Below are 14,918 nucleotides of genomic sequence, written 5' to 3' on the forward strand. Positions count from 1 at the left end.
TAGATTGGAGAGAGGACAAATGACAATCCGCAGAGGAGATATTTTATGGGCAGATCTCGGTATGTTTCCTACAACATCTGTTCAGGGTGGAGTAAGACCGGTGATCGTAGTGAGTAATAATAAAGCCAATACATACAGTTCAGTCATAACGGTAGTTCCGCTGACATCAAGAATTTATAAGAAACGGTATTTGCCAACACATGTATTTATCAGCAAATATGATATGACGGGAATCCGAAAAGGAAGCCTGGCACTGGCTGAACAGGTTATGAGCATTTCTACGAAATGTATTATTGAGAAATGCGGAAGAGTAAATAAGTGGAGCCTGGATCGGGTACTGAAAGCAGTACAGATTCAGATGGGAATGGAAGGAGAAGGGCATGACGGCAGAGGAATATAGAAACTATCTGGAGCAGGATTTCAGTGATGTAGATATCAATGAAATGACTGATCTACGGATGATAAAAGCAGACAGAAATAAATCGCTTCAGGAACGGAGAGATATTTTTCTGAATAAAGTAGGAAATCCATATTTGGTCCGGATCGGCAATATGAAAGTAAAAGTCAGATTTGCCAATAACGGTATATCTATGGAGCAGGCATTTGAGAATATGCTTCTGAGTGTCTGAAAAAGTACTGGCAAGATTGAGGGGACTGTGTTAGAATGTCAGTAAGGACAAATTATGCAGCCCCCTTTTATTACATGGATTTTCTGACGTAATAAAAGGAGGTAAGATATGTATCAGAATATCAATAAAATCTATCATGCCGCCATCTATGTCAGATTATCTAAAGAAGATGGCGATATTTCTAGTTCAGCAAAACTGGAAAGTAACAGCATTTCTAACCAGAAAGCTTTGATTCTGGATTTCCTGAAAGACAAAAAAGATATAGAAGTTGTTTCAGTCCGAGTTGATGATGGCTACTCAGGCTCTAATTTTGAGCGCCCTGCATTCCAGGCAATGCTGGAAGATATCCGGCGTGGGATTGTAGACTGCGTAGTGGTAAAAGATTTATCACGATTTGGAAGGGAATATATTGATTCCGGGAAGTATATCGAGAGATTATTCCCGGCTCTTGGTGTGCGTTTTATTGCTATCAATGATAATTATGACAGTCTTAAGGGAAAGAATCAGGCAGACGAAATCATTATCCCATTTAAAAATTTAATCAACGATGCTTATTGTCGTGATATTTCTATTAAGATCAGGAGTAATCTTGAGATTAAGAGGAAAAAAGGTGAGTGCGTGACTCCGTTTGTAGCATTTGGATACAGGAAGACAAAGACAGATAAGCATAAATTAGAGATTGACCCATCTGCAGGCAGTGTAGTACAGGATATTTTTAAGATGAAGCTGCGGGGAATGAGTCAGGATGCGATCGCTAATCGTTTAAATGAACTGGGTATTCTTTCCCCATTTGAATATAAAATCAGCAGCGGCAGTCATTATGAAACTGGCTTCCGGCAGAAAGAACAGGCACTTTGGAGTTCCGTTACAGTCCGTAGGATACTGGAAAACGAGGTTTATATCGGAAATCTTGTGCAGGGAAAAAGGACAACACCGAACCATAAAGTGAAGCAGACTTATGTGAAACCGGAAGATGACTGGATCCGGATTGAGAAAAATCATGAGCCACTGGTGAGTGACCGTGATTTTGAAATTGTGCAGAGGCTTCTGGGCATGGATACACGTACTTCACCTTACCAAAAGCAGGTATATCTGTTGTCCGGAATTGCTGTATGTGCGGATTGTGGTGCACCTATGACAAGAAAGGTTTCTACTGTGGCAGGGAAAAAATATGCTTATTATCTATGTTCCGCAAATAAAGAAACAAAACGCTGTTCTAGTCATAGAATACCGGAAAAGGATCTGGAAGATGCCGTACTGGTGATGCTGAAACAGCATATCCAGAATATCCTGCACCTGAAAAGAGTCCTGGAATTTGTTGGTACTGTGCCATTTCAGGAGATCAATATGAAGAAGCTGCAGGACAGGCTGGAGAAGAAAAAACAGGAGACAGAACGTTGTAAGGAGTTACGGATGATGCTCTATTCGGATATGAAAGAGGGCATTGTATCAAAAGAAGACTATGTAGAGCTTCATGCAGCCTATGGAAAGAGGCTTAGAAATGCGGAAGAGAGTATCCGTGCAATCCAGAAAGAAATGGATAGTGAGCTGGAAAAAGCAGACAATGCCAATACCTGGCTGGATTATTTTGTGAAATATCAGGATATTGAAGAACTGTCCCGCACAGTGGTGGTAGAACTGATCAGGAAAATCAGAGTATATGATAAAAAGAATATAGAGATCACTTTTGATTTTGATGATTGTTATCAGACATTGCTGAATCAATTACCGGCTATGGGAGTTGATACGGTAGTAGATGATGATAATAATCTGCAGGTCAAGGTAAAGGAGGTTGTATAAAATGGCACGAAAGAGTAGGAAAAACATTCCGACGGTAGTCGGCAGTGCAACCGTCCAGACAGAGGTGAGAAGACCATTCCGGGCAGGATTGTATGCCAGAATTTCAATGGAAACAGAAGAAACATTAGAAAGAGGGACGATAGAAACCCAGGTGGAATTGATGAAAAACTTTGTAGCAGATACGGAAGATATTTCGGTTGCGGAAGTTTATAAGGACTCAGACTATTCAGGTACAAATTTTGACCGTCCTGGATTCGTACAGATGATGGAAGATATCAAGCATGGAAAAATCAATTGTGTTATTGTAAAAGATTTGTCCAGACTTGGAAGAAATTATGTCGAAACCAGCAACTATATTGAACGAGTATTTCCGTTTTTTCATGTAAGATTCCTGGCTGTGACAGATGATTTCGATTCCTTCAGAGAGGGTGTGGATCTTACAGTTCCACTGAAGAATATTATCAATGAGTTCTATTCGAAAGACCTTGCCAAAAAGAGCAGCAGCGCAAAAAAAGCTCTTTGGAAAAAAGGAAAATTTACAAGTGCCTGGGAACCGTATGGTTACAGAAAGTCAGAAGAAGACCATCATCAGCTGATCGTTGATGAAGAAGCTGCAGAACATTTGAAAAGTATATTTTCTATGTATATGGATGGCAGGAACTATAGTGATATTGCAAGACAGCTCAATAAAGATGGAGTTTTATCGCCGACTTTACAGAGAAAATTCTATAAAACCGGTGAGAAGCCGCTTCCGGAGTCAAAACCCTGGAACAATTATGAAGTGAAACGAGTTCTTCAGGATGTTCATTGCACAGGTGATTCTGTATTTGGAAAATATCAGCAAAGTGTTTTCCAGGGAAATAAACAGAGAAATCGACCAGAGAGTGAATGGGTGCATGTGGAGAACACGCATGAAGGGATTATAGATAGAGAGTTGTTTCAACAGGTACAATCTAAAATCCAGGAATATACGGAAGCTTATAAGAAGAAACATCAGCAGAACAATGGGGCTATTAGAAACCATAATTTCTATACAGGAAAGATATGGTGCGGAGGCTGTGGCAACCGCATGACGTTGTCCAGAGAAAGAAATGGCACATTCTTTTATATCTGCGGAGCCAATACTAACCATAAATCCGGAGGAAAGCAATGCAAAGGGCACAGAGTCAGAAAAGAATATGTGGATGACGATGTTCTTCGCCTGATCCAAACGCATATGAAAACCGTATTGGATACAGAAAAAATGATTCAGGAAATGAATGCAGCTTCCAAAAATCAGACACAGTACCTGCTTTTGGATAAAGAGGTGGGGAAACTTCGACGGGAACTAAGCCGTATCAGTAAGCGTAAATCGGATTTATATGAAGACTATTCCGAACGTTTGATTACAGAAGAAGAATACATACAGTTTTCTCGGATCTATTCCAATGAAATTGAGAATATCAAGAGCCGTCTGGACACAGTATTGGCGGCACAGGTTCGGTATTCCCAGGATTACCACATTGAAGAAGGCTGGGGAAATGTGATACATACTTATATGTCAAAGCGTAAGCTGACAAAAGAAATGGCAGATGCCTTTGTGGATTCAATTATTATCCATGGTAAGTATGATTATGAGATCAAGCTGGTATATGACGATCAGTTTGCAGATTTACAGAAACTAAAGAAAGAGAAGGAGGCGCAGTCAAGATGACAGATCTTAGAAAAACAGCTGTTTACATCCGTTTGTCTGCAGAAGATGACAATGTAGATGGCAGAGCCAAAAAAGAGAGCGACAGTGTAACTTCTCAGAGAATTCTGTTAAAATCATTTGTAATTGATGAGCTGGGTGTAGTTGAGTCGGATATTCTGGAATATGTGGATGACGGTGTCAGCGGTACTCATTTTAAAAGGCAGGGATTTCAACAGCTGCAGGATGACATGAAAAGCGGAGAAATCGGCTGTGTAGTTGTGAAAGACTTTTCCAGATTTGGAAGAGACTATTTGGAAGTTGGATTTTATATTGAATATATTTTTCCACTTCTACAGATTCGATTTATTTCGATTAATGACAGCTATGACAGTGCAGCAAGTAGCGGAATGACTGGTGGAATGAATGTAGCATTGCAGAATCTGGTATACAATATGTATAGCCTGGATTTGTCCAAGAAAATTTCATCAGCATTGCAGACAAGAACGAGAAATGGTACACGCCTTCCGGTAAATGCCAGATATGGCTATAAAAAAGGAAAAGATGGAAGGCTGGAAGTAGATCCAGAGGCTGCAAAAGTCGTGAAAATGATTTTTCGGATGGCAGCGGAAGGAACAAGTTTTGCGGATATTACAAGGGAATTGAACGGACAGGCGATTGCCACTTGTGATGAGCAGAAATTATCAAGAGGGGATCAGGTGCAGTTCCAGAGGTTTGACACGATCAAAAAGAAACACTGGAGCCCTACGACAGTAGCGGCAATTGTCCGGGATGAGATTTATATTGGAACCAGAATCTGGGGAAAAACACGTTGCAGTATGCATACCGGTCATAAAGCAGTTCTGAATGATGAAACAGAATGGGTTCGCCTGGAAAATCATCATACGGCAATTATAGACAGGGCATTGTTTGAAAAAGCAAATGAAATGCATCCGAAAAAGAAGAGAAGTGTTGCGGAATCACGTACCAATTTTACTCTGGAAAGACGTAAAAAACAGCCGGCATTGTTGCTATGTGCTAACTGCGGGCATTCTCTGCTAAAAGAAACAGAGCATTTGCTGAAATGTTCAGATGCCCGAACCAATGGAGATCCTGTGTGTCGAAGTCTGGTGATCCGGCGGGAACCGTTGGAGGAGAATATCCTTGGGCTTGTTCATCAGTATGCAGCGTCAATATTGGAAAAAGAAAAGAAAGTATCTTCCAACAGGCAATGCGACGACAAAGAGATCAATACCGCAGAATTGCAAAAACAGAGCCGACAGTTGACCTCGGAAAAGATGAAACTCTATGATGATTACAAAGATGGTCGTATAGATCGTGATTCGTATAAGCAGAGAGCAGGAAAGATAAGTGTACAGCTGGAGGAAATAAAACGAAAGATAGAAGATGCGGAGAATAGTAAAAAGCTTCTTGAACAAAATGAACTTTCTGATAAAATAAAACTAAAAGATTTCTTGGGAATTCAGAAGTTCGATACAGAGAAGCTGCGTGAGATTATCAAGGTGATCCGTGTTCATAGTCAGGATGAAATCGAAATCGAATGGAATTTTGACGATATTTTTTCAGAATAGAGGTAACTTGAGCAGGACAAGAATGACTTACCAGAAGATAATAAAGGTGCTGGGACTACCTGATGGAAGCGTCAGATAGTCTTCGGCAGAAAAAAATAAAATTTTTTTTGTCCTATACTTGACACATCCACATGTATGCCGACACACCTATTGTTCGAATATGGCAAAATCGGGAATGAATCCAAAGACATTACAATACCTCATGGGGCATTCGGATATATCGGTCACAATGAATGTGTACACGCATATCGGATTCGATGATGCTGAGGAAGAATTGAAACGGATGGAAGAGTTTAGGAAGGCACAGGCGGAGGTTGAGCAGAAGAAAGAGAAACCGATGTCGCAGAAGATGTTCAAGGTAATTTAATATAGAAGATAGGTAACGCTCTGGCTTAGGCTAGGGCGTTTTTTTTCTGTGGAAAAGAAGTGAAAATGACGATATAATATGTGTATATATTATGCAGAGTTGTCGATACAATAAGTGAAGGGGAAATATGGAAGAAAAGCATTAAATGATTCACAGTTCATTGAATATTTGTATAATCGGGCATATGCATTACTATATTTGTTAAAGCTGAAAGACAATAATAAAGAAAAACAATTAGAAGAGAAAGGTAATTATGATGAATAATAATGTGTTGATTATAGGAAATGGATTCGATTTGTATCATAAACTACCAACAAGATATACAGACTTCCTGTTTTTGGTAAGAAATTGGGAAAAGTTTTACTCTTTGTACACTGAACAACTTATTAAAAGTCATAATATGAGAAGTGAAACAGAGCATGAACAATTTAGTGTATCTGTAAACGAATATGGAAAACTGACAGAGGAAGCGTTAGAGGATTTTGCTAATCATGCAATATGTTTGGATAATGAAAGTATATCAATTTTAGGGGACATTATTTCACGAAATGTATGGATAAAATATTTTATAGAAACTGGATATTCCTCTGAGGGATGGATTGATTTTGAGGCGGAGATAGAAAAATTACTTGTTTTGGTAGAGGAGTTCTGTACATGTGAGATTTATAAGTGTGAAGGAAAAGTAATGTCACAGGTGATTAATCCAACAATGTATAAGGCGATAAAGTGTGTGATGACACATTCAAAGGCGATGCCTTTAAATGTGGGATTATATTCAAAAAGTGATATAGAGAAAATTGTGTATGAAGATGTGAAAATCCAATTACTTGCTGAATTAAAAATTGAGTTGAATGACTTGATAAGAGCATTAACAATTTATATGAGAGAATTTGTTGGTAATATAAAGGTGTCTTGTTTTTCACAACAAATTAAAGAATTGAAAAATATAAATTTGCTTAACTTTAATTACACATATACATATAAAAGTGTTTATGGCAGCGCAAATTCAAATCATCAAGTGCACGGTTCGTTAGCAAACGATGATATTGTATTAGGCGTAAGCGATAATGCATTCAATAATTTAGATTATGTTTATTTTCAGAAGTATTTCCAACGAATCCAAAAGAAAACAGGGGCATATTATAAAACATGGATTCCAAAAGAAGTTACCACTTTGGAAGATACTCCGATTAAAGTATATATTATGGGTCATTCTTTGGGAATGACAGACAAAGAAATATTGAAGGATTTCTTTCTTGAAAAATATGTTTCAGAAATTACTATTTTCTATCATAGCCAGTATGCGTATGAACAGTTGGTTATTTCATTGATAGAAATGTTTGGTAAAGACTTTGTAATTGAACAGACTGGTAGTGAGAGAGTTAAATTCGTAGAACTTAAATCTGCGGAGGCGGAATAAGGAAAAATCCTTAGTAGTAAACCTTTCCCTTTTACTACCAATTTTACTACTAACAGGTATTAATAACTTGCTTAATTCTGCTCTGATTTGCCACAATCTGTAATTTCAGAGCATATCACAATAACCCCGGAACCCCTTGCAAAACGGGGCATTCTATAGTGGTTCAGGGCAAAACAAGGAGAAACAAAACAATGATAAAAGTTCTATTCATCTGCCACGGCACTACCTTAGCAAAATTCTGAAAAACCTTGATTTTACAGTATATTTTTGAACCAGTAGGGATGTTTTACTAAGTTTTTACTAAAGAGAGGAATCCCTAGCACGAATTTAGAAAAGTAACATATAGTATGACCTTATTAATTGGTAGAACAATTGGTAAGGTCCTTTTTTATTTCAAGGAGGTTCAAAATGAAAAGTACAGCGTTAGGAGCAGAAAACATTATTTTTATCAGTGATGCACATGAAAAATTCTACTATGAAAAATTACAAGAAGTACGGTATCAGGATGTGTACCATAAGGCATTGTGTTATTGTCTGGGTATTAATGGAGATACCAGAAAAAATGCTGACAGAATTTATAATTTTAAAACGGGGTCTGTTAAAACGAAATGTTTACATGAAGGATGGCAGACAAGCGGTAGCTTAAAAGTGGTAAGGATGGCATTTAATCTGTACTGTAACAGCACGCCAAGCGTTTGGGATTATGAAGATGCAGAGGAACAGGTAAACGAGTGCAGACAGTATACAGTAGAGGATATCTTCTGCTGTGTATATGCACCATATTTTTGGCAGGCAATACAGATCCGTTATCCGGAATATGTAGTGTACAATCAAAAGTTACATGCCATGCTTGGAGGAATAGATTAATGCTGAAAGTGAGACTGATGGGAACAAAAAATGATATTGCATGGTTTCAGAAAATCCTGCAGCGTCATCCTAAAATTGAAGTTATGGAATTATCGGAACTTTATTCCAATAAAGGGACGAGCAAATATTATAGAGCTTATGCTGAAATTGAAAAAAGTAATGTAAATAAAAAATAGTAGAAAAACAGGAGAATTATATCATGTGCAAAATAATCGCAATCGCAAATCAAAAAGGTGGAGTAGCAAAGACTACAACCACTATTAATCTTGGAGTAGGACTGTCTAAGGTTGGAAAACGTGTAATGCTGATAGATGCTGATCCACAGGGACATTTGACAATGGGACTTGGTTTTCCAAAGAACTTAAGGGTAACATTGAAAACAATGATGGAAAATATCATTATGGGATTAGAATTTGATCCCAGGGAAGCAATTTTACACCATGAGGAAGGAATAGATGTAATTCCATCTAATAAACTTCTTTCGGGAATGGACATGTCATTATTTACGGTAGAGGACAGAGAAAAAGTCTTAAAAGAATATCTGGAACTTTTGGAAAATGATTATGACTATATCCTGATTGATTGTATGCCCTCGTTGGGAATGATGACAATTAATGCGTTAAGTGCAGCTGATAGCGTTTTGATTCCGGTGCAGCCTCAATACTATGCGGCAGATGGCCTCATGGAATTACTGAAAGTTGTGAAAGGCATTCATCAGAGATTTAATCCTGATTTACAGATTGAAGGGATTCTGTTTACAATGGACAGCAGTCATTATAATAATTCAAAGAGAAATAAGCAGGCAGTACGAGATGCTTATGGAGCAGAGATTATAATTTTTGATCAGACAATTCCAAGAACAGAAGCTCTTGCCGAAACTGCATCAGAAGGTGTCAGTATTTTTTCTTACGATGCAAAAGGAAAAGGTGCGTACAGTTATCAAGCACTTGTCCAGGAGGTGCTGAATCATGCGTAAACCTAAGAAAGAAATTCAGCTTACTTCTTATGATGAATTGCTTGGAATCAATGAAGCTGAACAGAATACTCTTAATCAGATTGTTGAAGTGCCATTAAATGAGTTACATCCTTTTAGAAATCATCCATTTCATGTAAATGATGATGAAAAAATGGCTGAAACAGTAGAAAGTATCAAGAATTATGGCATCTTAAATCCTGCATTGGTACGTCCTCGCGCAGAGGGAGGATATGAACTGATTGCTGGTCACAGGAGAAAACGTGGTTGCGAACTGGCTGGAAAAAGTAAAATGCCAGTACTCATACGGAACTATACCGATGATGAAGCCGTAATCGTTATGGTGGATTCTAATATACAGAGAGAAAATTTGCTTCCAAGCGAAAAGGCATATGCTTATAAGATGAAGATGGATGCAGTAAAACATCAGGGCATAAAAGACGAAAACGCAGCTTCTGTTGACAGTGCAGATCTGGTTGGACAGGCTGCCGGTGACAGTGGAAGAACCGTTCAGCGTTACATACGCTTGACCTGTCTTATTCCGGAATTGCTGAAATTGTTGGATGAAGGAAAGATTAATTTTACAGTAGGTGTTTCATTAACCTATTTATCAGAAACGGAGCAGATTTGGGTGAAAGACTGCATAGTGTCTGGAGCAAGCTCTGTTACAGGTTCAATGGCGACAAAACTGAAGCAATACAGCGATGAAGGTAATCTGACAGAATTAGCGGTACAGCTTATTCTGAATGAAAAGAAAACAGAGACAGGAAAAGTTACTTTAACTGAAAAGAAAATACGAAAGTATTTTCCAAAGGAATATAACAGAGAACAGATTGAACAGGTTATCTATGAACTGCTTGATAACTGGAAGAAAAGCCAATAACGAGGGAAGGAGGGAAAGCAAAATGGCAAAATCCGAAAGCACAAAAATAGAGTTTGGTTATTTTCACGATTATGAATCGGAACAGTTTGCTTTTTACCGTATTCCCAAAGTATTATTCACAGATGAATATTTCCGTAATCTGTCCAGCGATGCAAAGGTTCTTTATGGGCTGATGCTGGACAGAATGGCTTTATCTATCAGACATCAGTGGTTTGATGAAGAGGGTAAGGTTTATATTATTTTTACTGTTGAACAGGTTATTCAGTATATGAATTGTGGAAGAGATAAAGCAATGAAAACGCTTGCAGAACTGGATACCAAAAAGGGAATCGGATTAATTGAAAGAGTCAAACAAGGATTTGGTAAACCGGATATTATTTATGTAAAGAACTTTATTTTAAGGACATCAAAAGATGTTAAAAACAATGATGAATCCGAAGAGAGTATTCAACAAAATCGAGAGGTCGAAGAAGTCGACTTATCGGAGTCGGAAAAATCGACTTATCGTGGTCGGAAAAATCGACTTCAAGGGGTCGGAAAAATCGACTTCAAGAGGTCGGAAAATACGACTTATCGTGGTCGAAAAATCAGAACTACAGAGGTCGGAAAAATCGACCCAATTAATACTAAATATAATTATACTGATATTAGTAATACGGACAGGAATAATACTGATCTTATCAATCTTTCAGATTCTTCCGAACAGCAGTCAATGGATTTGATGGAAGAGATGGAGTTATTCCAGATGAATACTGCACTTGTAAAAAGAAATATTGAATATGACTGTCTTGTACAACGATGCAGACTAGGGGAACAGCAACAGTTGGATGAAATTGTGGCACTAATTGTGGAAACAATCAGCATAGAACGGGAGAATATTACGATCAGTGGAGTGAAATACCCATATCAGTTCGTAAAAAGCAGATTATTGTTGCTGGAAGAAAGCCACATAGAGTATGTACTTGATTGTCTGCATGAGAATACCAGGGAAGTAAAGAACATAAAAGCGTACTTGCTTACCTGTCTTATGAATTCAATAACGACAATAGGCAATTATTACCAGGCAAAAGTAAATCATGATATGTACGGAGGTGGCATATGAGAGGAAAAGAAATTATAACAAAATTGATAATTCCTGGTGCAATAGCTATGATTATCTGCTTAATTGTTCACCCTATGTGCATGAATGGTGAAATATTAGACTGGAGAAAATTATTGCTTTTTGTGGGAATACCTTTCGGAATCCAGAAAATGTTTTTGTTGGTCGTTCCAAGAAATGTGGGGACAGGGGAAATGCTTGGTTTGGTGGTACTTAAACTGATGGTAGGAAGTTTGATTGGAATAGGGGTTCTTGCCTGGAGATTATTAGCTGTAGCAGGCATTTTGCTAAAAAACGGCATTTCTGGAATTATATGGATCATAAAAAGACTGAAAGAAATGGTGATCAAAAATGAGCGAAAAGCAACTGGAAAAATTGTATTATAGCATTTATCCAATGAATCAATGTGAGACACAAAGTAAAAGTTATGAAGAGACAAAGGAACTGTGTGAAACATTAGAAAAGGAAATGATAAGTCTAATGAGTCCGGATCTGCAGGCAATGTTTGAGGATTACAAGGAATATACTTTAAATCTTAAACAAACAGAACAGAGAGACGCTTACATAGATGGATTAGCGTTTGGGATTCGCACAATTTCGGAAGCCTTTTTACATGAGAACAAAAATAGAATATGGTGATTGAAAAAGCAGTCTGTCAAGGCTGCTTTTTCTGTACCGCTTACATAGGAGGATGAGATGTGATTGATTTGATAATTATTATTATGGCAGGAATAGTGCTTTTGTTTTTGCTGTCTTGTTGCTTTATGGTTGCAAGGCTATTGGATGAGGAAATATCTATGTATGGATATGAAGGAAAAGAAAACTGGGAAAGGGAACAACTTCCCGACAAATTGTCGAGAAGTTCAACAGATGAAAGACATGGAGATAAATGAAAAGATTCGTTATTTTCGGAAACAGAGAGGGCTATCGCAGGAGCTGCTTGCAGAACGAACAGGAATTAATGTGAATACAATTCGGAAGTATGAAATAGGCATACGAAAGCCGAAAGTAGAACAATTAAAGAAAATTGCGGATGGACTTGAAATTAGTGTAATAGAATTTTTGGATATTGAAATAGAAAATGAAGCGGACTTGATTGCTATGCTGAAAAAAATCAGTCCGTTTTTTAAATGGGACGGATTGCTTCATGTATTGGTGGGGGAAAAGTTTTTATGATTGGTGTTGGAAGTGCATTGGTATCACTGTTGCTGATCTTTGTTTGTTATTCACTGACACTGACAGCGAAAAGAGCAGATGAAAATTTATTGATGATTTGTGAAAAGAATCAGAAAAATGAAGAAGAGAGAGGAAACCGAGAAATGGAATCACAGAGAGACATTTTAAGAGTAATTGAAAAAGAAATCAAAAAAGGAAGTGCGCCAGTTGCATTTGCAGGTTTGGGGTTTTCCGAGGAATGTTATCATTTGGTAGATAGTCAGGCTAAGATGAACCAACTTTTAGATTATTTTTTTCGCAATGAAGAATACGCAGCTTTGGCAGAGCGGCAGGTGAAAAGTAATATCTATGCAGAAATGGGCAAAAGGCTGAATTTCCGTAGTGCCAGATCTGATCGAGACAGAAAGAATATGGAGGTAGCGGCAAAACGATGGATTAAGAAAAAGCATCCAACATTTGATGGTGATGTATATGTCGAAAATATCCGGTGTTTTCTGGACATTTCCCAAGAAGAGTTAGAAAAACGTAAATGTACAGTCAATGAACAGGATACGACAGCACTTATTTTCAGCCAGAAACATCTTGAAGCATTATACTTGCAATGTCTTATGCACAGACGAAATGCGATGCAAGAGATTCCGGAATTAAAAGGTTTGTCAGAAACGTGCAACAGGATTTATAAATTGCAGGATGTAGATGTATTATTCCAATGCCTGCTGATGGATCAGATGGATTGGGAAGAAGAAAAGTTATATGTGCAGTTCAGCACAATTTATTTATTGAAGCAGACAGTGAAAAATTAAAACCCATGACTTCTCGACAATTTGTCGGGAAGTGGAAAGGAGTCAAATTCCAATGAAAATATATCTCCCCCATCTGTTAGTACCACCGTAATTTGCTGATCAGAGTCGAAAGGAGGCGTGCAAATTGCAGGAAGAAGTTACTCAGAAAACAATCGCATTGTCGGTTAAAACTGCAAGAGTGACTGCCGACGTGTTAAAAAATATGCTGCGGAAGTATCTGTCAGGACAGAAGCAAAAGGGAAAGAATTCTTATAAGGTTGGAAAACAGTCATACAAAGAATTGAAAAGCCAGGGTTCTGGTTTATCTAATATTGAGATCACAGATGGAAATATCAAGTCTTTTGAACGTGTGGCGAAAAAATACCGTTTAGATTTTGCCTTGAAAAAAGACAGTTCGACCAAGCCACCGACCTACTATGTGTTCTTTAAAGGACAGGATACAGAAATGATGAATCTGGCATTTAAGAAATATTTGGGTGTACAGATGAACAAAAAGGATAAACCATCTATTATGAAAAAACTTATGCACTTTAAGGATGCTGTGTCTAAAGGAAAGAACAGAGAACGAGCAAGAGAACAGCAGAAAGACAGAGGGCAGAGTTTATGACGGAGAAAAAACAGCAGCATAAGAAGAAAAGAGGAAAAGTTCAGCATATCAGAGGTTCTCCGAAAAAGAGAAAAATATTTGGAAAAGCTGTTTTTTCTTCAGAGAGTATCCCAGGAAAAATGCTTGCGGATGTGAAAAATCTGATTACGGACAAGGCAAGTGAATTGAAGAGGGCAGATCAGAAAAAGCTGTTTTTAGCTAATTTCCCCTATCTGATGTTTGCTTATTTTTTCAATAAGATTGCCTGGCTGTATAGGGTAAACACCGGAGCAACTTCTTGGGATAAATTGATGAATACCATTACTTATTTTGAACTGGCGTTTCAGAATCTCTGGCCAAGTTTGAATCATATAGATTTGTTGTGTGGAATCGCAGGAGGCGTGGCTGTAAAGTTTATTATTATTTACCGCACGAAAAATGCCAGGAAATATCGGCTGGGTGTGGAGTATGGTTCTGCCAGATGGGGAACAGAAAAAGATATACGACCATATGCTGATCCTGAATTTGAAAATAATATTATTCTCACAGAAACAGAGAGTCTTACTATGTCAAGCAGACCAAAGAATCCGAAATACGCCAGGAATAAAAACATTCTGGTAATTGGCGGTTCCGGTTCTGGAAAAACCAGATTTTTTGTAAAGCCTAACATTATGCAGATGCACAGCTCTTATGTGATTACTGATCCGAAGGGAACTGTGCTTCTGGAAGTTGGCAGTATGCTGGCAAAAGGCAGTCCGATGACGGATGAGAATGGAAAAATCGTGCGGGACAAAGAGGGAAAAGTTATATATGAACCGTATAAAATCAAAGTTTTGAATACAATTAACTTCAAAAAATCCATGCACTATAATCCATTTGTATATATCCGCAGTGAAAAAGATATTCTAAAACTGGTAACAACCATTATTGCTAATACCAAAGGTGAAGGGCAGCAATCAGGTGAGGATTTTTGGGTAAGTGCGACACGTTCGCAGGCGGTAAAAAGTCTGCGCACAGTGTTGGTTTATTAAATAATAACCAGTCTGTGAACTGG

18 protein-coding genes and 1 pseudogene are annotated in these 14,918 nt (G+C 37.9%); all 19 read left to right on the forward strand.

Annotated features, from left to right (window positions below):
- Window positions 1-19 precede the first annotated feature (19 nt).
- The gene (locus tag AB5618_RS15800) at window positions 20-400 is read left to right on the forward strand and encodes a type II toxin-antitoxin system PemK/MazF family toxin (protein ID WP_015568867.1); all 381 of its coding nucleotides are present in this window, start codon (window positions 20-22) and stop codon (window positions 398-400) included.
- Window positions 381-629, forward strand: coding sequence for a DUF6870 family protein (locus AB5618_RS15805; protein WP_015568866.1), 249 nt, complete (start codon window positions 381-383; stop codon window positions 627-629). Before AB5618_RS15800 ends, AB5618_RS15805 begins: the two co-directional genes overlap by 20 nt.
- A gap of 108 nt (window positions 630-737) precedes the next feature.
- Entirely contained in the window at window positions 738-2,429 is a 1,692-nt protein-coding gene (locus AB5618_RS15810; protein WP_015568865.1) for a recombinase family protein, read from the forward strand.
- A gap of 1 nt (window position 2,430) precedes the next feature.
- Window positions 2,431-4,122: a recombinase family protein gene (locus tag AB5618_RS15815; protein ID WP_368366911.1), complete on the forward strand. Its 1,692-nt coding sequence runs from the start codon at window positions 2,431-2,433 to the stop codon at window positions 4,120-4,122.
- Window positions 4,119-5,690 carry a recombinase family protein gene (locus tag AB5618_RS15820; RefSeq protein WP_026648813.1) on the forward strand — a complete coding sequence of 524 codons (1,572 nt, stop codon included), beginning with the start codon at window positions 4,119-4,121 and terminating at the stop codon, window positions 5,688-5,690. The genes AB5618_RS15815 and AB5618_RS15820 overlap by 4 nt, the downstream gene beginning before the upstream one ends.
- 118 nt (window positions 5,691-5,808) lie before the next feature.
- On the forward strand, window positions 5,809-6,057 hold the full coding sequence (locus AB5618_RS15825) for a tyrosine-type recombinase/integrase (RefSeq protein ID WP_331464869.1): 249 nt from the start codon (window positions 5,809-5,811) through the stop codon (window positions 6,055-6,057).
- 253 nt (window positions 6,058-6,310) lie between these two features.
- Complete coding sequence (locus tag AB5618_RS15830; protein ID WP_148462449.1) at window positions 6,311-7,477, forward strand: AbiH family protein; 1,167 nt, start codon at window positions 6,311-6,313, stop codon at window positions 7,475-7,477.
- 408 nt (window positions 7,478-7,885) lie between these two features.
- Entirely contained in the window at window positions 7,886-8,344 is a 459-nt protein-coding gene (locus AB5618_RS15835; protein ID WP_005426619.1) for a DUF6075 family protein, read from the forward strand.
- Window positions 8,344-8,520, forward strand: coding sequence for a hypothetical protein (locus AB5618_RS15840; protein WP_005426617.1), 177 nt, complete (start codon window positions 8,344-8,346; stop codon window positions 8,518-8,520). Before AB5618_RS15835 ends, AB5618_RS15840 begins: the two co-directional genes overlap by 1 nt.
- 23 nt (window positions 8,521-8,543) lie before the next feature.
- Window positions 8,544-9,320: a ParA family protein gene (locus AB5618_RS15845; protein WP_005426615.1), complete on the forward strand. Its 777-nt coding sequence runs from the start codon at window positions 8,544-8,546 to the stop codon at window positions 9,318-9,320.
- Window positions 9,313-10,200, forward strand: coding sequence for a ParB/RepB/Spo0J family partition protein (locus AB5618_RS15850; RefSeq protein ID WP_059085507.1), 888 nt, complete (start codon window positions 9,313-9,315; stop codon window positions 10,198-10,200). Before AB5618_RS15845 ends, AB5618_RS15850 begins: the two co-directional genes overlap by 8 nt.
- 22 nt (window positions 10,201-10,222) lie before the next feature.
- On the forward strand, window positions 10,223-11,302 hold the full coding sequence (locus tag AB5618_RS15855) for a DUF6017 domain-containing protein (RefSeq protein ID WP_059085508.1): 1,080 nt from the start codon (window positions 10,223-10,225) through the stop codon (window positions 11,300-11,302).
- Entirely contained in the window at window positions 11,299-11,685 is a 387-nt protein-coding gene (locus AB5618_RS15860) for a DUF6050 family protein (RefSeq protein ID WP_005426609.1), read from the forward strand. The genes AB5618_RS15855 and AB5618_RS15860 overlap by 4 nt, the downstream gene beginning before the upstream one ends.
- Entirely contained in the window at window positions 11,651-11,938 is a 288-nt protein-coding gene (locus AB5618_RS15865) for a DUF6809 family protein (RefSeq protein ID WP_015541255.1), read from the forward strand. Before AB5618_RS15860 ends, AB5618_RS15865 begins: the two co-directional genes overlap by 35 nt.
- A 59-nt stretch (window positions 11,939-11,997) precedes the next feature.
- Window positions 11,998-12,192, forward strand: a complete 195-nt coding sequence (locus AB5618_RS15870; RefSeq protein WP_005426607.1) for a hypothetical protein — start codon at window positions 11,998-12,000, stop codon at window positions 12,190-12,192.
- Window positions 12,170-12,475, forward strand: coding sequence for a helix-turn-helix domain-containing protein (locus tag AB5618_RS15875; RefSeq protein WP_227094345.1), 306 nt, complete (start codon window positions 12,170-12,172; stop codon window positions 12,473-12,475). The genes AB5618_RS15870 and AB5618_RS15875 overlap by 23 nt, the downstream gene beginning before the upstream one ends.
- Window positions 12,472-13,278 (forward strand): hypothetical protein, encoded by an 807-nt coding sequence (locus AB5618_RS15880; RefSeq protein ID WP_005426603.1) that lies wholly within the window; start codon window positions 12,472-12,474, stop codon window positions 13,276-13,278. Before AB5618_RS15875 ends, AB5618_RS15880 begins: the two co-directional genes overlap by 4 nt.
- Before the next feature lie 124 nt (window positions 13,279-13,402).
- On the forward strand, window positions 13,403-13,885 hold the full coding sequence (locus AB5618_RS15885; RefSeq protein ID WP_059085509.1) for a PcfB family protein: 483 nt from the start codon (window positions 13,403-13,405) through the stop codon (window positions 13,883-13,885).
- Between the two features lie 119 nt (window positions 13,886-14,004).
- A pseudogene (locus AB5618_RS15890) lies at window positions 14,005-14,841 on the forward strand (type IV secretory system conjugative DNA transfer family protein); the annotation flags it as partial.
- Window positions 14,842-14,918: the final 77 nt, after the last annotated feature.

The sequence above is a fragment of the Ruminococcus sp. J1101004sp1_RTP21198st1_B9_RTP21198_201120 genome (assembly GCF_040924245.1).
GTDB lineage: Bacteria > Bacillota > Clostridia > Lachnospirales > Lachnospiraceae > Blautia_A > Blautia_A faecis.

Bases quoted from the DNA above. Each gene is read 5' to 3' on its own strand.
- AB5618_RS15800 (WP_015568867.1), top strand. From the start codon at position 20: ATGACAATCCGCAGAGGAGATATTTTATGGGCAGATCTCGGTATGTTT.
- AB5618_RS15805 (WP_015568866.1), top strand. From the start codon at position 381: ATGACGGCAGAGGAATATAGAAACTATCTGGAGCAGGATTTCAGTGAT.
- AB5618_RS15810 (WP_015568865.1), top strand. From the start codon at position 738: ATGTATCAGAATATCAATAAAATCTATCATGCCGCCATCTATGTCAGA.
- AB5618_RS15815 (WP_368366911.1), top strand. From the start codon at position 2,431: ATGGCACGAAAGAGTAGGAAAAACATTCCGACGGTAGTCGGCAGTGCA.
- AB5618_RS15820 (WP_026648813.1), top strand. From the start codon at position 4,119: ATGACAGATCTTAGAAAAACAGCTGTTTACATCCGTTTGTCTGCAGAA.
- AB5618_RS15830 (WP_148462449.1), top strand. From the start codon at position 6,311: ATGATGAATAATAATGTGTTGATTATAGGAAATGGATTCGATTTGTAT.
- AB5618_RS15835 (WP_005426619.1), top strand. From the start codon at position 7,886: ATGAAAAGTACAGCGTTAGGAGCAGAAAACATTATTTTTATCAGTGAT.
- AB5618_RS15840 (WP_005426617.1), top strand. From the start codon at position 8,344: ATGCTGAAAGTGAGACTGATGGGAACAAAAAATGATATTGCATGGTTT.
- AB5618_RS15845 (WP_005426615.1), top strand. From the start codon at position 8,544: ATGTGCAAAATAATCGCAATCGCAAATCAAAAAGGTGGAGTAGCAAAG.
- AB5618_RS15850 (WP_059085507.1), top strand. From the start codon at position 9,313: ATGCGTAAACCTAAGAAAGAAATTCAGCTTACTTCTTATGATGAATTG.
- AB5618_RS15855 (WP_059085508.1), top strand. From the start codon at position 10,223: ATGGCAAAATCCGAAAGCACAAAAATAGAGTTTGGTTATTTTCACGAT.
- AB5618_RS15860 (WP_005426609.1), top strand. From the start codon at position 11,299: ATGAGAGGAAAAGAAATTATAACAAAATTGATAATTCCTGGTGCAATA.
- AB5618_RS15865 (WP_015541255.1), top strand. From the start codon at position 11,651: ATGAGCGAAAAGCAACTGGAAAAATTGTATTATAGCATTTATCCAATG.
- AB5618_RS15875 (WP_227094345.1), top strand. From the start codon at position 12,170: ATGAAAGACATGGAGATAAATGAAAAGATTCGTTATTTTCGGAAACAG.
- AB5618_RS15880 (WP_005426603.1), top strand. From the start codon at position 12,472: ATGATTGGTGTTGGAAGTGCATTGGTATCACTGTTGCTGATCTTTGTT.